The sequence below is a fragment of the Ruegeria sp. H6 genome, from assembly GCF_056532975.1.
In genome coordinates this window covers 1-17,273 of sequence record NZ_JBQFOA010000021.1, presented here as the reverse complement: position 1 = coordinate 17,273, position 17,273 = coordinate 1, and the positions used below count along the sequence as shown (strand labels likewise).

The following is a 17,273-nucleotide window of genomic DNA, read 5'->3' as shown; positions in this document are numbered from 1 at the left end:
TTCTGCAACCTGAAAGAGGGACAGCACCTATGCGCGTTTTCACCGTCCTCGGCCCCAGCCAATCGGGCAAATCCACTCTGGTCGAGGCCATCAGCCGCCTCGACGGGCGGCCCACCACATTCGATGTTTCCGGAACCGTGCATTTGCACGGTTTTTCTTACTTGGACGAGCCCTGGTGCGCGATTGACGTGGACGGCGGCGGCGATGCGCTGGCCTATGTCGGCCCCGCCTTGGCGATCTCGGACGCGGCTGTGGTGGTTGTGCCACCTGACCCGGATGCCGCCGTTTTGTGCGCGCCATACCTGCGGCTGGTGGAAGAGGCCGGCATCCCTTGTTTCCTGTTCATCAACCGGATGGACAATCCCAACGGCCGCATCCGCGACATCATCGCAGCGTTGCAGACCTATTGCACCCATCATATCGCCCTGCGTCAGGTCCCGATCCGAGACGGGGATACAATTATCGGCGCGGTCGATCTGATCTCGGAGCGGGCCTGGAAGTATCAGGAGGGTCAGCCCTCGGCCCTGATCGAACTGCCCAAATCGGTGGAAGACCGGGAACAAGAAGCCCGCACCGAATTACTGGAAACGCTGTCAGATTTCGACGACCACCTGCTGGAACAGCTGATCGAGGACAAGCAGCCCCCCAGTGCCGAGGTCTATGACCTGGCCGCCCAAGTTTTGCAGAACCACCAACTCATCCCCGCCTGTCTGGGCGCGGCCAGTCATGGTAACGGGCTGACCCGGCTGATGAAGGCCCTGCGACATGAGGCGCCCGAGTTCAACATTGCGGCGGATCGCGACGAGGCCGAAGAAAGCGCGCGCGCGATTGCCGGGTTTGCAGACGTCAAGAAACACATCGGCAAGATCATCGTGCTGCGGGGTTTAGGCGACGGTGTCAAAGCGCACGAGCCACTGGGTGGTGAAACTGTCGGAAATCTGACCGCGCTGGACGCCAAAACCCAGATCGGCGCATTGGAGGCCGGGCAGATCGGCCTCGCTGTTAAGTCTGACCATCTCAACCCCGGTTCCATCTATGACAGCGCCGCGGCGATCCCCCTGCCCGAATGGGCGTCTTCGCACCCGGCAGCACATCGGCAGGTCGTATCCCCCGCGCATGAGCGTGACGATGTGCGTTTGTCGAATGCGCTGGGGCGTATGGCGGAAATCGACCCCGGTTTGCAGTTGGAACAGGATGAACTGAGCGGTCATGCCATCCTCAGCTCGCAAGGTCCGCAGCATATGCGCCGGGTTTCGGCCAAACTGGCCGAGGATTTCGGGATCGAGATTGCGACCGAGCCCGTGGAAACCGCCTATCGCGAAACCATCCGGGCGCCAGTGGAACATCGCCATCGCCACCGCAAGCAATCCGGAGGTGCCGGGCAATTTGCTGATGTCGTGATCTCGATCGCGCCCCTGCCCCGCGGGTCGGGGTTTCAGTTCGAAGAGGTGGTCAAGGGCGGCGCGGTGCCCAGAAACTATATCCCGTCGGTCGAACACGGCGCGCAGGATGCTCTGGTGCAGGGGCCTGAGGGCTTCCCGGTGGTGGATGTCAAAGTCACGCTGAGCGATGGCAAACACCACAATGTCGACAGCTCGGACTATGCTTTCCGAACAGCTGGAAAGAACGCCGTGCGCGAGGCGCTGCCCGAGGCAAAGCCCGTGGTTTTGCAGCCAATTCTGAACGCGGAAATTCACCTGCCGTCGGATTTTGTGGGCGATCTTGTGCCGACCATCAGCTCTCTGCAAGGGCAGGTTCTGGGGTTCGAGGGCAATCCCAATGCCTCCGGCTGGGAAATCTTCAACGCCCAGTTGCCCGCCGTGGCCGAAGATGAGTTGCACCGCACCCTCGCCAGCGCCACCCGCGGGACCGGCTGGGTCAAGCTGAGCTTTGATCACTATGAAGAGGTACGCGGCCCGGTTCCAAAACCGGCAGCAAAGGAAAAAGCCAGCGCCTGAACGGACCGGAGGGCGGGCTTTAGCCCGCCGCCGCAATCAATTCGCGGGTATAATCCGTCTGGGCGTTTTCGAACAGATCTTCGGCAGTGCCCATCTCTACAACGTCGCCGTTTCGCATAACGATCACGTTGTGTGACATGGCGCGCACGACCTTGAGGTCGTGGCTGATGAACAGATAGGCCAACCCGTATTTGCGTTGCAGATCGCGCAGCAGATCGACGATCTGCACCTGCACGGTCATGTCCAGCGCACTGGTCGGCTCGTCCAGAACCAGTAGTTTGGGCCGCAGCACCATGGCGCGGGCGATGGCGATGCGTTGCCGTTGACCGCCTGAAAACTCGTGCGGATAGCGGTCCATTGCGGCAGGGTCTAGCCCCACTTCGGTCATTACCTCGGCCACCAATTCGCGCGGCTCACGGCCCGGATCGACTTTGTGGATTGCCAATCCTTCGGCGATGATCTGCATACAGGTCATACGCGGGCTGAGGCTGCCGAACGGGTCCTGAAACACGATCTGCATATCTTTGCGTAGCCGTCGCAATTCGCGCGTGGACCAGCGACGCACATCCTGATCGCGGAAGGTGATCCCGCCTTCGGACGCAATCAGCCGCATGATCGCCAGCGCCAGCGTGGTCTTGCCCGATCCGCTTTCGCCCACGATCCCCAGCGTCTCGCCTGCGCGCACGCTCAGCGTGGCGTCATTGACGGCTTTCACATGGCCGACCGTGCGTTTCAGAAACCCGCGCTGGATCGGGAACCATACCTTGAGATGGTCTGTGCGTGCGACCTCTTCGGCGTCTGGGGTCACCGGATCGGGGTGGCCCGAAGGTTCAGCGGCCAATAATTTGCGCGTATAAGGGTGTTGCGGATTGTCGAAAATCTCGGTGGTCACACCGGTTTCGACAATCTCGCCGTCTTTCATCACACAGACCCGATCCGCGATGCGGCGGACGATGCCAAGATCATGAGTGATGAACAGCATTCCCATATTCTCGGACTTCTGCAGCTCGGCCAGAAGCTCCAGGATCTGCGCCTGAATGGTCACATCCAGCGCCGTTGTCGGCTCGTCCGCGATCAAGATATCCGGCTTGTTGGCCAGCGCCATCGCGATCATGACCCGCTGCCGCTGACCGCCCGACAATTGGTGCGGATAGCTGTCCAGACGTTCTTCGGGGTCGCGGATGCCAACCTTTGTCAGCAACTCAACAATCCGTCCGCGCGCGTCGTCGCCGGTCACGTTCTGGTGCAGGGCCAGCGACTCGGCCATTTGTTTCTGGATCGTGTGCAGCGGGTTGAGAGAGGTCATCGGCTCTTGAAAAATAAAGCTGATATCGTTGCCGCGCACGTCCATCAGACGATCTTCCGAGGCGCCGATCATCTCTTTCCCGTCATATGTGACAGATCCTTCCACCAGCGCACTTTCGCCCAGCAGCGACACGGTGCTGAGCGCAGTGACGGATTTGCCCGAACCCGATTCGCCCACCAGAGCAACGGTTTCGCCCCGGTCGACGGTGAACGAAACACCTTTGACTGCCGCGCTCATCTGCCCGTCCTGTTTGAACGAGACCTTGAGGTTGTTCACATCCAAAAGGCTCATGAGAAGGTCTTTCTGGGATCAAACGCATCCCGCACGCCTTCGAATATGAAGACCAGCAGCGACAACATGATGGCAAAGGTGAAAAACGCAGTGAAGGCAAGCCACGGGGCCTGCAGGTTCTGTTTCGCCTGCAAGGTCAGCTCACCCAGTGACGGGGCCGAAGACGGCAGGCCGAAGCCAAGGAAATCCAGCGAGGCCAGACCACCGATGGTGCCAGTCACGATGAAGGGCATGAAGGTCAGCGTCGCGACCATCGCGTTGGGCAACATGTGGCGGAACATGATCGTCATGTTGCTAACGCCCAGCGCCCGGGCGGCACGGACATATTCAAGGTTCCGCGCCCGCAGGAATTCAGCCCGGACCACGCCCACCAGCCCCGTCCAACTGAACAGGATCATCAGGATGACCAGCAGCCAGAAACTTCGCCCCAGAATCGCGAACATGATGATGATCACGTAGAGCGAGGGCGTAGCCGACCAGATCTCGATAACCCGCTGGAAAATCAGATCAAGCCAGCCGCCAAAAAAGCCCTGTATCGCACCGGCGAAGATACCGATCAGACTGGCGGCACCGGTCACGATCAAGGTGAACAGGATCGACAATCGGAAGCCGTAGATCACGCGTGCCAAAACGTCTCGTTTCGTGTCATCAGTGCCCAGCAGGTTCTGACCGTTCGGCGGCAAGGGCGCCGCGCCAGGACGATCCACGCTGGTGTTGAAGGAATAGGGGATCAGCGGCCAGACAGCCCAGCCGCGTTCAAAGCCCTCGGCCTGAAACGTGCCCGCCTTGATCTCATCAATGATGCCTTCGGGGTCATCAAAACACTGATCCAGCCCGCCACTGTCGATCAGACACATGACCTCGGGGTCGCGATAGATCGCCTCGGTCTGGAAATCGCCGCCAAACTCGGTCTCGGCATAGAAGTTGAAGACCGGCGTGTAGAACTCACCGCGGTATTTGACGAGGATCGGTTTGTCGTTGGCGATGAACTCGGCAAACAGCGACACCCCGAATAGGATCGAGAAGATGATCAATGACCAGAAGGCCCGGCCATTGCGCCGGAAGTTGCGCCAGCGACGCTGGTTGAGGGGGGAAAGCGCCATCTACCCCTCCCGCTTCTCGAAATCGATGCGCGGGTCGACCAGCACATACATCAGATCGCTGATGATGCCGACGACCAGACCCATCAGGCCAAATATGAACAGCGTGCCAAAGATCACAGGATAGTCGCGCGCCACGGCAGCCTCAAAACCTAGACGGCCCAGACCGTCCAGCGAGAAGATCGTCTCGATGATGATCGAACCGCCAAAAAACACGCCTATGAACACTGCCGGGAAGCCAGCAATCACGATCAGCATCGCGTTGCGGAAGACGTGACCGTAAAGAACCTTGCTCTCGCTCAGGCCTTTGGCGCGGGCGGTCATGACGTATTGCTTCTTGATCTCATCCAGAAACGAGTTTTTGGTCAGCAGCGTTAGGGTCGCAAAGGCCGAGATTGTCAGCGCTATGATCGGCAGGGCGATATGCCAGAAATAGTCCGTGATCTTGCCGAACAGGCTCAGGCTGTCCCAATTGTCCGAGGTCAGCCCCCGCAGCGGGAATATCTGCCAATAGGAGCCCCCGGCAAACAGAACCAGCAGCAAAATGGCAAACAGGAAACCGGGAATGGCATAGGCCACGATGATCGTGCCACTGGTCCAGGTATCAAAGGCCGATCCATCCTTGACCGCCTTGCGAATGCCCAGCGGGATCGACACCAGATAGGCGATCAGCGTCGACCACAGACCCAGCGAGATCGACACCGGCATCTTTTCCAGCACCAGATCAATCACGCTGATCGAGCGGAAATAGCTGTCGCCGAAATCCAGCGTCAGGTAGTTGCCCATCATGCCGATGAAACGTTCCAGCGGTGGCTTGTCGAAGCCGAATTCCTTTTCCAGTTCGGCAATAAACTCCGGCGGCAACCCGCGCGCGCCCACATATTTGTCGTCAAACACGCCGCCGCCCGGCTCTGCCCCGGCGCCCGAGTCTCCACCACCGGCGAAGCCTGCGAAAACGTCGCCTTGGCCTTCGATCTGCGCGATGATCTGTTCGATCGGTCCGCCCGGCACAAATTGTACCAGGGTAAAGTTCACGATCATGATGCCCAGAAGGGTCGGGATGACCAGCAGCAGGCGTCTTAGAATATAGGCGCCCATGTTACCGCAGAGCGCCTTTCGCCTTTAGCTCCGCCTCTTTGTCCGGGTTGATCCACCACAGATCCAAGTGCCCCAGCGAGTACGGAGGAAGGTTTTCGGGGTATTCGTACATGTCGTAGTATGAGGTCCAATAATCTGCGATAAAGCCCACGGGGATGACGAAGAACTCATACCGCAAGGCCCGGTCCAGCGCCATAAGGGCCGTGTCCTGATCCGCTTGATTGTCGGTTTCAAACGACGCTTCGATGATGGCATCAACCAACGGGCTGGCCAAACCAGCCGGATTGAACAGGCTGAAGGCCGCCTCTTCCGATCCGTACATCTGGCTCAGACCGCCCCCTGTCGACAGGAATGTGCCATAGCGGGTTGAATAAACCATGTCGTAGTCCCGCTCGCGACTGCGCAGCGTGTATTGCGCCGGGTCTACCTTTTCTGCCGAGGCATCAACACCAATGGCCTGCAGGTTCTGAACATAGGTTTCGATCATCGTCGCCGTCGAGGTTGGCAGGTTCGACGGATAGGGGATGTTGATCTTCAGGGTTTGCCCTTCGGCGTTGCGTCGCAGGTTACCTTCGCCGACCGGCCAGCCGGCCTCATCCAGGGCTTTGGACGCTTTCCGCAGGTTGCGGCGATCATTCAGCCGCGCCGGGTTGGATTCGTGAACCACGACCGCTTCTTCGGTCAGAAAATCCTCGGGCACGACATCGCCCAGCGTTTCGATGAATGCCAGTTCGGCACCTTCCGGCACACCGGTCGCCTCAAGCGGAGTGCCCTGAATGAACGAATTGCGCGGTGAGTTCAGACCGAATAGCAGCGATTCGTTGGCCCATTCGAAGTTAAACGCCAAGGCCAGGGCCTTGCGCACGTTCTTGTCAGCAAATTGCGGCCTGCCCAGATTGAACACAAAGCCCGAAGGCGACGGCGGGCTGCCATCGACAATCTCGTCCCGCACCACGCTGCCCTCGTCCAACTTCGGAAAATCGTAGCCGGTTGCCCAAAGCTTTGGGTCGCTTTCGATGCGCATCGTGTATTCGCCAGCTTTGAAACCTTCGAACGCGGCGGTCTGATCGGCAAAATACTCGACCCGAATGGTGTCAAAGTTGTTGCGTCCGCGGTTGAACGGCAAATCCTCGCCCCAGTAATCGTCGCGGCGCTTATAGACGATCCGACGGTTGATATCGTAGCTGTCCAGCTTGTAGGGGCCCGACCCCACCGCAACCTCTAGGCGCGGCTCGTCCAGCCGGCGCGACTCGTCCGCCTCAAACCACGCTTTGGAGAACACAGGTGTCGCACCAACGGTTTCAATCAGGCTGCGGCGTGTGACTTCGGGGTTGAAGGTGAACTTGACGGTGTGATCATCCAGTGCCTCGGCGCCCGTGACCATCCGGCCAACGGCTTGCGCATAAGACGGCAGGCCCTGTTCGATGAACAAACGGTGACTGTAGACCACATCTTCAGCCGTCACCGGGCTGCCGTCCCAGAACGTCGCCTCGGGACGCAGATGGAAGATGACATAGTTGCGCCCCTCGTCATATTCGAGGCTTTCCGCCAGAACGCCATAATACTGACCGACGCTGTCATCTGCGCTTTCAAACAGGCGATCATATTGCAAAGTGGTCAGCGCCCCCGGCCGTCCCTTTCGGGAATAGGGGTTCAGGGAATCAAACGTACCTGACGCGGCCAGCGAAAGCTCTCCGCCCTTGGGGGCGTCAGGATTGACATAGTCCAGATGTTCGTAATCCGCGGGGTAGTCCAGGTTCCCGAAATACGAATAACCATGGCTGGTGATGGTCTTTTCTTCGGCCCCGTAAGATGCGGACCCAAAAGCTATTGCCCCTGTGATGCCTAATGCGAGTGCCAATGGCCGGATTGTCGATGCGCGCATTGCAGGCATATGGGACTTCATCTGGATCATCCTTCGGGTCTGTTTCATCTTCAATGTCGCGTCCGCCAGCTAAATGGCCACCTCTGACAGTTGCAAGTTTAGAATGCGTGAACACATTGTGAAGATAAACTTAGACAAAAATTAAGGCCGCTGCATTGGGCAGCGGCCTTGAAGATGTCGATTCTGAACTTCGGATCAGTTTCCGATGGTTTGCAGATAGGCAATCAGGTCGGCGCGCTCTTGCGGCTTTCTCAGGCCAGCAAAGCTCATGGATGTTCCCGAGATATAGGCACTGGGTTTTTCTACGAAGGCATCCAGCGCCTCGGGTGTCCAGTTGCCGCCATGGGCCTGCATGGCAGGCGAATAGCCGGTGAAGCCTTTTGCGGATGCAACGGGGCGGTTCACAATGCCAAAGAGGTAAGGACCAGTGCCGTTCGCGCCGTCTTCCAGTTTGTGGCATGCCGTGCACTTGCGGAATACGCGTGCGCCCTTTTCGGGATCGGCAGCGGCAAGCATGTCTTCGAACACGACCTCTTCCCCGTCTGCACTCTCGCCCGAGCTTTCGGTTTCGATGATATATGCGGCCTCACCATGCCCACCGACATGATAGAGCTCATCGCTGGCCCATTTTACGAGAAGAAGCACCAGGAAAGTGCCGAACAGGCCGGCGGCGGCCTTGGTTACTGTCATCGTGTCGAACATTGATCGCGTGTCCATTTCAGCTGTCTGGGCAGAGGTCTAAGGCTTCCACTTGCGAGAGGCAAGGTATAGACACCGCGACGAAACGCCCAATTCGCGAACTTGTTGCACGGAATCGACCATATGACCAATCGTATTGCTTTTCAGGGAGAACCCGGCGCCTACAGTCATGAGGCTTGCCGCAATGCCAGACCCGAAATGGATGCCCTGCCGTGCCGAACATTCGAGGATGTGATCGAATCGGTCCGCTCGGGCGAGGCGGATTTGGCGATGCTTCCGGTCGAGAACACGACCTATGGCCGGGTGGCGGATATCCACCGGCTGCTACCCCATAGCGGGCTGCATATCATCGAAGAAGCATTCGTTCGGGTCCATATCAACGTGCTGGCGGTTCCGGGTGCAACGCTGGACGATATCACCGAGGCGCATTCCCATCTGGTGCTGCTGCCGCAATGTGCGCGGTTCCTGCAAGACCACGGTATTCGCGGTCGCGTCAGCCCCGACAATGCCCGCGCCGCGCGCGAGGTGGCTGAACTGGGCGACAAGCACTCGGCGGCGTTGGCCAGTGAGTTGGCCGGGGAAATCTATGGGCTGAACGTTCTGGCGCGCCACATCGAAGATCAGAGCAACAATACGACCCGTTTCCTTGTCATGTCCCGCGAGGCGGATACCACGCGCCGCGGTGAACATGGGATGATCACCAGCTTCATGTTTCAGGTGCGCAACATCCCCGCAGCCCTTTACAAGGCGATGGGCGGGTTTGCGACCAATGGCATCAACATGACAAAGCTGGAAAGCTACATGGTCGACGGATCCTTCACCGCCACACGGTTTTATGCCGACATTGTCGGTCACCCTGACGACCGGAATGTGCAACTTGCCATGGATGAGCTGCAGCATTTCACCACCAATGTCGAAATTCTGGGCGTGTATCCGGCGGCCCGTCCGCGCGGGTAAAGCTGCCTGCTCAAATGCCGTGCGCCGTGCGATCTTCCAATTCGCGGGCGAAATCGCTCAGTCGTTGCTGAAACTGACGCCGAAAACGCGACTGACCCAGTTTCAGCGACTGTAGCACAAGCCGTGCGGGCAGTGTTTTGGCGGCCAGCGTCAGGTTCACATCCAGCCTCGTGCGTCGGGAGGACAGGGCCAACAGCTCGACCACAGTGCTGCCCCGCATGCCCTTGCTGCTGGCTTCGAACCGCATCAGGGTCGGCTGATCGCATTCCTCAAGAACAACGACGAATTGGCGCATCCGGCCGCGCATTTTGAACTCGGTCTCCCAGGTGGTTCCGGCAAGATCGCCCTGCTGCCCCATGCGCCGAACCTCGACCCCGCGCCGCATCGCCATGCGCTCAAATCGATCAAAGTCAGAGAGCATGGCAAAGACCGTCTGCACCGGCGCTTCGATATCTTCCCGAGCTGAAAACTGCATGTTTCTCTTTTTCTTTGCGCTTGCCTAAGGTTCGGTTAACCGTCAATCCAATGTGTCCGCAAGCCAATGCTGCAGCAAAAAATGCGCAATCGCCCCTTTTCGCGCGGGCAACATCCCCGGGTGTTCGCCCGCAAAGACCTGCATCATCTCGGATCGGCTGACCCACATTGCATCTTCGATCTCGACCGGATCAATTTTTATCTCACGCGTGGTGGCCTGACCCGCGCACCCCATCATCAACGAGGCCGGGAAGGGCCAGGGTTGGCTGGCCAGGTACTGAACCGCTCCAACGGTCACCCCGGCCTCTTCCAGCACTTCGCGGCGCACGGCCGCCTCAAGCGTCTCACCCGGTTCCACAAACCCCGCCAACAGCGAATACATACCCTCGGGCCAGCCCGGAGAGCGCCCCACCAGAACGGAATTGTCATGCGTGATCAGCATGATGACAACCGGGTCCGTTCTTGGAAAATGCTGGGCGTTGCAAACCGGGCAGCTTCGTTGCCATCCACCTTGCGTCACGTCGCTTTTGGCGCCGCATTTGGCACAGAAACCGTGGGTTTGGTGCCACCCGATGACCGCTTTGGCGGTTGCCGCCAATTCAGCATCGCGCGCGGACAGGTGTGTCATGATGCGCCGCAATTCGGCAAACACCTGCCCTTTGGGCAAATCCGGGTGCTGTTGTTCGTTGCGGTCGACAAAATCCCCGACCCCGTTCAGATCCAGCCCTTCGGCAGCCCAGTTCGATATATCTGTTGCGAATAATGGGTCACCTGCGTCGGTCCGACCCAGAAACAACGGGGTTTCGATTATGCCGCCCGGACCGTTCTGCAAAAGGTCATGCGTCATCGGGATCAGCGCCAATTGGTCTAGCGCCTCGCCCTGAACCAACAGCTTGCCGCGCCAAAGAATAAGGGAACGGGCATTGGGATCCTGTAGCGCTTGTTTCAGGCGATCGGCGTCACCTCGGATATGGGCGGCTCGATCCAGGCCAGAGCCGCCAAAGGTTACATGTTCTGCGCGTATCATTCTTCTTTTCCCCGGATCATCGGACCGAGGGCTGCCATGTCTTTTGGTTCAGCGCAACGGGAAACAGTCAGAAACACAAAGACGCGACTGCGGGGAATTTTGCAAACGGGCAGCAATTGCGCTCGTACCGCTTTTGAGCGAAAAGCAAATAGCTAATGCAGTCAGAAGAAGATCAAGTGAACACCCCGCGTTATTTTTCAACAGGTTCCGACACGCGTTCAACGGCCCGAATTCGGATTTTGGCAACTTCTGATCTGCACATGCACTTGACGTCATTCGACTATTACGGTGACCGAGACGACCCCAGAATAGGACTGACCCGCACCGCAACCCTGATCCGCCAAGCGCGTGAGAAGGCCGAAAGCGAAGATGCACTGGTTCTACTGTTTGACAATGGCGACGCCTTGCAAGGCGGACCGATGGGAGAATGGGCATCGGAAAACCTCGATCATCCTCACCCGCTGGTGGCGGCCTTTACGGCGCTGGGTTACGACGCGGTTGGACTGGGCAACCATGATTTCGGGTTTGGCCTGCCTTTTTTGGATGCTGTGGTGGGACAAGCCCCCTATCCGGTCCTGTGCAGCAACGCGCATTGTGTAACCGGCGCACAATCATGGTGCCGCCACGCGGTTCTGAAACGCCAGTTGGTCTGCCGTGGGGTTTCGGCTCCGATCCAGATCGGCGTCTTCTCTGTCTTGCCGCCACAGACCGAGTTATGGGAGGCCCATCTGATCGCAGGCAAGGTCCGAACAACGGATATCCTGACCTCTGCGCGGGACGAAGCCAGCGCCTTGCGTCAACAAGGTTGCGATTTGGTGATCGCGCTGGCCCATACGGGCCTTGGGCAAACTGAAGCTGAAAAGGGGCTGGAAAATGCCGCTGTTCCGCTGGCCGCCCTGCCCGACATTGATGTTGTCATTGCAGGCCACACGCATCTGACGCTACCCGGTCAAGCCCATGAAAATCTGGCGCACGTGGATCATGTCAAAGGATTGATCCACGGCACGCCAACCGTCATGCCCGGCTGGGCGGGGGCGTATCTGGGCGTTGTCGACCTGGAACTGCGGCGCGAGACTGCCGGTTGGAAGATCGTTGCGACGGAAACCTGCGCTCAGCCCATCGCGCCTGCGGCATCCGTGCCTGAAGATCCCGAAGTGACGGAGATTGTGGCCAAAGGTCATGCGGCGACGCGAGTGCTGATGGGCCGGCCTATTGCCCGCATCAAAGACCCGATACACAGCTATTTCTCATATTGTGCCGAAGACAGGGGAATGGCCCTTGTGGCCGCAGCGCAGGTGGCCGCATTGCGACCAATGGTAACCGGGCCGCTTGCGGACCTGCCGATTCTTTCTGCAACAGCGCCGTGCAAGTTCGGCGGGCGCGCCGGGCCGGATTACTATTCGGATGTCCCGGCCGGAGATATCTCTCTGCGTCATCTGGCGGATATGCATGTGTTTCCCAACACGCTCTGCGCTGTACTGGCAACAGGCGCGCAGATCAGGGATTGGCTGGACATGTCGGCCGGGATTTATAACCAGATCGTGCCGCATGTTACGTCCGATCTGATCGATCCTACACGCACCGGGCATAATTTCGATGCCATCTATGGCCTCACTTATGAAATCGACCTGTCGCAACCCGCCCGGTTCGACGCGCTTGGCCGCGTGATCAATCCTGATCACTCGCGCATACGCAACCTGACCTACAACGCCCGGCAAGTGACTGCAGATCAAAGGTTTCTTGTGGCGATGAACAACTATCGGGCCAATGGCGGTGGGCATTTCCCCATAGCGCAACAGGCGCAAACCCTGGACCTGCCAATGCTGAACATCCGGGACCAGCTGAGCGATTATATCACCGCCCACGCAAGCGACCTGCAACCCGATCAGTTGCGGCCACCGTTTTCATTTACCCCGCTCGGTGGTGAGCAGGCGATATTGCGCACAGGTCCCAAAGCCCGTCGGTTCCTGACCGAACTGGCTGAGTTTGCGCCCCAGGATCTGGGCCTCGACAAGGACGGATTCCTGCAGGTTCAGCTCAGCTTGTGACCGCTTGCCATTTCCGGGCCACGCGCCTATATCACTCTGCGAGAGGTTGGCGCGGGCGAGCGCCTCGCCAACCTGGTCAGGTCCGGAAGGAAGCAGCCACAACGAGCCCCGCTTGGGTCGATGTCCAACCTCTCACCTCGATTTCCCCACTGTTCAGGCGATCAAACGCGGCCAGATGGCTGAATTGCGCCGTGCGAATGCTCCGATATGGCCTAACGTCTGCAACCCATGCTCTTGCGGATCAATCAGATGCCGCCGCGCGCCGGGGCCAAACAGCTCCGCCAGGCGCCAAACGGCCTGCGGCGGAACCATCTCATCATCGGCAAAGGTGATCAGATCAACCGATCCGGCGGTATCGGACCACGTCACTTCCGGCAGTTCGCTCCCGATCTCGGGCACATAGTTCAGCGGGTTGGTGCACCATCTGCGCCATTGCCAATAGACCCGGGCAGGCAAATCCTGGCCAAAGCCCACCGCCCTTCCCGGCAGATACCCCAGCGCCCGTGTCAGAACCGGAACGTGGCCATACCAGAACAATGCGGCCAACGCGCGACAAGGCCAGGGGTGGTCGGACAGCGTCACCAATCCGGAACACACGCAAATCAACCGGTCGATCTGTGCAACATCCGGCTGGATCGGTCCCAGCATACCGCCAATTGAATGCCCGATCGTCCACTGCTGCGCCATTGGATACCGGCGGCGCATTTCGGCCCGCGCCGCAGGCATATCCACCAAGGCCCAATCAGACATCGTGACGGTGGCATCCCGCATTCGATCGGTCAGCGAATGCCCAAATCCGCTGTAATCATAGGTCAGGCAGGCGATCCCCCGGTCCCGCGCCAGCCATTGAGCGAAATGCTTATAATAGTCGCGCGGCACGCCGGTCGCACTGTTCAGAACCACTACAGTTTCGGGCTCGACCAGCGGACGATACAACCGCGCGGACAGGGTGGCTGATCCGGACGGAAACCAAAAGTCTTCGACCTCGACTTGGCGCTGGGTGTCCAGCATCTGATCCCCCGACGCAATCTGAACCAAACAGTTCACTTTCTTCAATCGGCACGGATTGAACCGCAGAGTCAAGAACCCCAGCAGATGACCTCGCGTCGACCCACGGCCCGGACTTGACTCGAGGCCCTGCAACCCGCTAGCGATGAGGCGATGGTTCCCGCACCCAATCCGGGTCGGGATGAAAAGGGAACACGGTACGGTTCTGCTCGGACATTCCGGCACAACCAAATCCGCGACTGCCCCCGCAACTGTAGGCGGAGAGCAATGCCGAAACACCACTGGCCGCAAGGCTGGGAAGGTCGGCAACGCAGCGACCCGCAAGTCAGGAGACCTGCCATCAGAGACTGTAACCGAAACTCGGGCGGGGCGCCTGGGCAGGGTCTGATCGCACCGCGCGATTTTCCCCGATCCAAATCCCCGCTCACTGCGCGGAGGGCGCGACGTGATCTGGAAGACAAAGACGCACCAATTCTCGGCAACAATCTGCCAACGGACCGGCAAAACATGTCCCGCACTGGCTCAGGTGGCCCGTGCTCTGGCCACTTCGATAACCGAGGCCGCCCCGGCCACCAGCTCTGATTTCGAAATCGAAGGCAGCAGCGAACTGAGGTTCTGCGCCCACGGCTGCACCGCTCGGTTCCGGGCGCGGGCCGATGAAATCAGAGTATTCTGTGGCACTGATCCGGTTATCGAAACATCAAAGCTGGACGATTACGCTGATCTGTTGTTTGGCACCGAAGCACGCGCCATCCCGGTAGATTTCCTGCCCAAACCCCCGCTTGCGATGCTCGAAGCACTGGCCCTGTCACAAGATGCGCCGATGACGGCCGAGTGCCGTCCGACAACCTGATTATTCAGCGACCAAAGCGCCCGCTGGAACGGTGGCCCACTGCATCTGTTCGTCGGTTTCCACGGCGCAAGGGCGCAGGGCGCGCAGCCTCTCCAGCGCGGCGTCAGGATGCTCACCGCATTCCACCATCAGGCGCAGAACGGCCATGCCGGACCGGCCGCAACCGCCTTTGCAATGGATCAGAACGCGCCCGCCGCCAGACAGGGCGTGGCGCGCCGCAGCGCTGGCCTCCGCCCAGCGCGCATTCACCTCGGCGCAGGGTGTGCCGTAGTCTTCGACCGGCAGATGAACCCATCGGCATGCCCGGCTGCGCACGTCAGCGCCAAAATCCCGGGCCCCGTCCAGAATCATCTCGACCTCGGTGGCCATCGACAGAATCAGACCCGGCTTCCATCCCGCTACTGCATCCAGATCACTCGGATAGTTGCCACCACGCCCCGGCATCGATGTCAGCGCAAGCGTTCCGCCGCCAACCTGAAGCGCGTGAATAACGATCTCAGACATTCTACGTTCCCCCCGAAACGTTGATCAGAAAATCTATGTGCCATTCTATAAGCGCCGGATACTAACCCCACAGCCAGACATTCCAAAACAAAAATCGTGGCAACCGCCTGTGGACGCGGACAGCGGCGGTCACTACGCTGTGGCGACGTCCCGAATCCGACCCGAGCAGACATGACCGAACAGACCAGCCCCGCCTATCAGGTTCTCGCCCGCAAATACCGCCCCGAGACCTTTGCCGACCTCGTTGGACAGGACGCGATGGTGCGCACGCTGAAAAACGCGTTCGAGGCCGATCGCATCGCGCAGGCTTTTGTCATGACCGGCATCCGGGGCACTGGCAAAACCACAACCGCCCGGATCATCGCCAAGGGGATGAACTGCATCGGGCCTGATGGCAATGGCGGACCCACAACCGAACCTTGCGGTGTTTGCGAACACTGCACCGCCATCATGGAAGGCCGCCATGTCGACGTGATGGAAATGGACGCCGCCAGCCGCACCGGTGTGAACGACATTCGCGAGATCATCGACAGCGTCCGCTATCGCGCCGCCAGCGCTCGCTACAAGATCTATATCATCGACGAGGTCCACATGCTATCGACCAGCGCGTTCAACGCGCTGCTCAAGACGCTTGAGGAACCGCCCGAACATGTGAAGTTCATCTTTGCCACGACCGAGATTCGCAAGGTTCCGGTCACCGTTCTGTCCCGCTGCCAGCGGTTCGACCTGCGCCGGATCGAACCCGAGGATATGATCGGCCTCTTGCGCAAGATCGCCGATGCGGAAGGCGCGCAGATCGCCGAGGATGCACTGGCGTTGATCACCCGCGCAGCCGAAGGTTCGGCCCGCGACGCGACATCATTGCTGGATCAGGCGATTTCGCATGGCGCCGGAGAAACCAGCGCGGATCAAGTGCGTGCAATGCTGGGTCTTGCAGATCGCGGCCGTGTTCTGGACCTGATGGACATGATCCTGCGCGGCGATGCGGCCGGTGCTCTGACCGAACTGAGCGCGCAATATGCCGAAGGGGCCGATCCGCTGGCCGTGCTGCGCGATCTGGCCGAGATCACCCATTGGGTCTCGGTCGTGAAAATCACACCGGACGCTGCCGAAGATCCAACTGTTTCCCCCGATGAACGCGCCCGTGGCCAGCAAATGGCCGAAGCGCTGCCAATGCGTGTCCTGACCCGGATGTGGCAGATGCTGCTGAAAGCCCTCGAAGAGGTCTCGGCCGCACCCAACGCCATGATGGCCGCAGAAATGGCCGTTATCCGCCTGACCCATGTGGCCGACCTGCCCAGCCCCGAGGAACTGATCAAACGGCTGCAGGATATGCCCAACCCACCGCCGAACGGTGGGCCGGGCGGTGGGATGACAGCCGCAGCGCCCGCTTCGGCGCAACCGCAAGCGGTGGCACGGCCAGCCTACCAAGCTGCCCCACAAGGCGGCGCTGGCGCACCAACGGCCGCGCTGGCGCAGGATGTGCAAACCGCCCTGGCGCGGTACCCGACGTTTGAGCATGTGGTCGAACTCATCCGCTCGAACCGGGACGTCAAACTGCTGGTTGAAGTGGAAAACAGCGTGCGCCTCGTCTCGTACCAACCGGGACGGATCGAGTTCACGCCCACCGACCGCGCACCCACCGATCTGGCAGCCAAGCTCGGATCATCGCTGCAACGCTGGACCGGCAATCGCTGGGCCGTTTCCATCGTTTCCAACGGCGACGCGCCCACAATCGCCGAAACCCGCGACGCGACAGAGCTTGCGCTCAAGGCCGAAGCCACGGAACACCCGCTGGTTCAAGCGGTCTTGGCCCAATTCCCCAAAGCGCGGATCACCAAGATTGAAACCCCCGAACAACGCGCTGCCCAAATCGAAACCGAGGCGCTGCCCGAGGTTGAAGACGAATGGGACCCGTTCGAGGAGGATTGAGCGCCCTCACAGTACAAATCCGTATGCTCCCGCGCTTGCCACGGGCCATCGGCTGACGCCAATGACCCTGAGCAACCTTGGGCCCGGGAGCGCGCGGGCATTGCCCGCGCGCTGCCGGGCCCAACGTGAGGAC

At 59.8% G+C, this 17,273-nt stretch carries 14 protein-coding genes, 1 other RNA gene and 1 riboswitch; of the genes, 6 read left to right on the top strand and 9 right to left on the bottom strand.

Annotated features, from left to right (window positions below; translation table 11 throughout):
* Positions 1-29 precede the first annotated feature (29 nt).
* The gene (locus ACR0AG_RS21525; protein WP_480842673.1) at positions 30-1,958 is read left to right on the top strand and encodes an elongation factor G; all 1,929 of its coding nucleotides are present in this window, start codon (positions 30-32) and stop codon (positions 1,956-1,958) included.
* Positions 1,959-1,977: 19 nt separating this feature from the next.
* Here ACR0AG_RS21525 and ACR0AG_RS21520 read toward each other — a convergent pair whose 3' ends face one another.
* The 5 genes from ACR0AG_RS21520 to ACR0AG_RS21500 form a co-directional block, all read right to left on the bottom strand.
* Positions 1,978-3,555: an ABC transporter ATP-binding protein gene (locus ACR0AG_RS21520; protein WP_480842618.1), complete on the bottom strand. Its 1,578-nt coding sequence runs from the start codon at positions 3,553-3,555 to the stop codon at positions 1,978-1,980.
* A complete protein-coding gene (locus ACR0AG_RS21515; RefSeq protein WP_480842616.1) occupies positions 3,552-4,658 on the bottom strand; it encodes an ABC transporter permease in 1,107 nt (368 codons plus the stop codon). Before ACR0AG_RS21515 ends, ACR0AG_RS21520 begins: the two co-directional genes overlap by 4 nt.
* Positions 4,659-5,753, bottom strand: a complete 1,095-nt coding sequence (locus ACR0AG_RS21510) for a microcin C ABC transporter permease YejB (protein ID WP_480842614.1) — start codon at positions 5,751-5,753, stop codon at positions 4,659-4,661.
* A 1-nt stretch (position 5,754) separates the two neighbouring features.
* Positions 5,755-7,659: an extracellular solute-binding protein gene (locus ACR0AG_RS21505; protein ID WP_480842612.1), complete on the bottom strand. Its 1,905-nt coding sequence runs from the start codon at positions 7,657-7,659 to the stop codon at positions 5,755-5,757.
* A gap of 174 nt (positions 7,660-7,833) precedes the next feature.
* Complete coding sequence (locus ACR0AG_RS21500) at positions 7,834-8,340, bottom strand: c-type cytochrome (protein ID WP_480842670.1); 507 nt, start codon at positions 8,338-8,340, stop codon at positions 7,834-7,836.
* 120 nt (positions 8,341-8,460) lie between these two features.
* Here ACR0AG_RS21500 and ACR0AG_RS21495 point away from each other — a divergent pair, with 120 nt between their 5' ends.
* Positions 8,461-9,294: a prephenate dehydratase gene (locus ACR0AG_RS21495; protein WP_480842610.1), complete on the top strand. Its 834-nt coding sequence runs from the start codon at positions 8,461-8,463 to the stop codon at positions 9,292-9,294.
* A gap of 10 nt (positions 9,295-9,304) precedes the next feature.
* Here ACR0AG_RS21495 and ACR0AG_RS21490 read toward each other — a convergent pair whose 3' ends face one another.
* Positions 9,305-9,769, bottom strand: coding sequence for an SRPBCC family protein (locus ACR0AG_RS21490; protein WP_480842608.1), 465 nt, complete (start codon positions 9,767-9,769; stop codon positions 9,305-9,307).
* Positions 9,770-9,811: 42 nt separating this feature from the next.
* A complete protein-coding gene (gene nudC / locus ACR0AG_RS21485; protein WP_480842606.1) occupies positions 9,812-10,795 on the bottom strand; it encodes an NAD(+) diphosphatase in 984 nt (327 codons plus the stop codon).
* A gap of 155 nt (positions 10,796-10,950) precedes the next feature.
* On the opposite strand from nudC, the gene ACR0AG_RS21480 reads away from it, so the two are divergent.
* Positions 10,951-12,843 (top strand): bifunctional 2',3'-cyclic-nucleotide 2'-phosphodiesterase/3'-nucleotidase, encoded by a 1,893-nt coding sequence (locus ACR0AG_RS21480; RefSeq protein WP_480842604.1) that lies wholly within the window; start codon positions 10,951-10,953, stop codon positions 12,841-12,843.
* A 39-nt stretch (positions 12,844-12,882) separates the two neighbouring features.
* Positions 12,883-12,981: signal recognition particle sRNA small type (ffs, locus tag ACR0AG_RS21475), an RNA gene on the top strand.
* Positions 12,982-12,996: 15 nt separating this feature from the next.
* On the opposite strand, the gene ACR0AG_RS21470 is transcribed toward ffs, so the two are convergent.
* Complete coding sequence (locus ACR0AG_RS21470; RefSeq protein WP_480842602.1) at positions 12,997-13,890, bottom strand: alpha/beta hydrolase family protein; 894 nt, start codon at positions 13,888-13,890, stop codon at positions 12,997-12,999.
* Between the two features lie 98 nt (positions 13,891-13,988).
* A riboswitch (cobalamin riboswitch) is annotated at positions 13,989-14,207 on the top strand.
* Positions 14,208-14,296: 89 nt separating this feature from the next.
* On the opposite strand from ACR0AG_RS21470, the gene ACR0AG_RS21465 reads away from it, so the two are divergent.
* On the top strand, positions 14,297-14,704 hold the full coding sequence (locus tag ACR0AG_RS21465; RefSeq protein ID WP_480842600.1) for a hypothetical protein: 408 nt from the start codon (positions 14,297-14,299) through the stop codon (positions 14,702-14,704).
* Here the strand turns inward: ACR0AG_RS21465 and ACR0AG_RS21460 are convergent, their stop codons facing one another.
* Positions 14,705-15,208, bottom strand: coding sequence for a protein-tyrosine phosphatase family protein (locus ACR0AG_RS21460; RefSeq protein ID WP_480842598.1), 504 nt, complete (start codon positions 15,206-15,208; stop codon positions 14,705-14,707).
* A gap of 171 nt (positions 15,209-15,379) precedes the next feature.
* Between ACR0AG_RS21460 and ACR0AG_RS21455 the strand changes: the two genes are divergently transcribed.
* Positions 15,380-17,140, top strand: a complete 1,761-nt coding sequence (locus ACR0AG_RS21455; protein ID WP_480842596.1) for a DNA polymerase III subunit gamma/tau — start codon at positions 15,380-15,382, stop codon at positions 17,138-17,140.
* The last annotated feature ends 133 nt before the right edge of the window (positions 17,141-17,273 follow it).

What these genes read in the sequence shown, in the direction of transcription:
- ACR0AG_RS21525 (WP_480842673.1), top strand. Translation starts at nt 30, where the DNA reads ATGCGCGTTTTCACCGTCCTCGGCCCCAGCCAATCGGGCAAATCCACT.
- ACR0AG_RS21520 (WP_480842618.1), bottom strand. Translation starts at nt 3,555, where the DNA reads ATGAGCCTTTTGGATGTGAACAACCTCAAGGTCTCGTTCAAACAGGAC.
- ACR0AG_RS21515 (WP_480842616.1), bottom strand. Translation starts at nt 4,658, where the DNA reads ATGGCGCTTTCCCCCCTCAACCAGCGTCGCTGGCGCAACTTCCGGCGC.
- ACR0AG_RS21510 (WP_480842614.1), bottom strand. Translation starts at nt 5,753, where the DNA reads ATGGGCGCCTATATTCTAAGACGCCTGCTGCTGGTCATCCCGACCCTT.
- ACR0AG_RS21505 (WP_480842612.1), bottom strand. Translation starts at nt 7,659, where the DNA reads ATGAAGTCCCATATGCCTGCAATGCGCGCATCGACAATCCGGCCATTG.
- ACR0AG_RS21500 (WP_480842670.1), bottom strand. Translation starts at nt 8,340, where the DNA reads ATGTTCGACACGATGACAGTAACCAAGGCCGCCGCCGGCCTGTTCGGC.
- ACR0AG_RS21495 (WP_480842610.1), top strand. Translation starts at nt 8,461, where the DNA reads ATGACCAATCGTATTGCTTTTCAGGGAGAACCCGGCGCCTACAGTCAT.
- ACR0AG_RS21490 (WP_480842608.1), bottom strand. Translation starts at nt 9,769, where the DNA reads ATGCAGTTTTCAGCTCGGGAAGATATCGAAGCGCCGGTGCAGACGGTC.
- nudC (WP_480842606.1), bottom strand. Translation starts at nt 10,795, where the DNA reads ATGATACGCGCAGAACATGTAACCTTTGGCGGCTCTGGCCTGGATCGA.
- ACR0AG_RS21480 (WP_480842604.1), top strand. Translation starts at nt 10,951, where the DNA reads ATGCAGTCAGAAGAAGATCAAGTGAACACCCCGCGTTATTTTTCAACA.
- ACR0AG_RS21460 (WP_480842598.1), bottom strand. Translation starts at nt 15,208, where the DNA reads ATGTCTGAGATCGTTATTCACGCGCTTCAGGTTGGCGGCGGAACGCTT.
- ACR0AG_RS21455 (WP_480842596.1), top strand. Translation starts at nt 15,380, where the DNA reads ATGACCGAACAGACCAGCCCCGCCTATCAGGTTCTCGCCCGCAAATAC.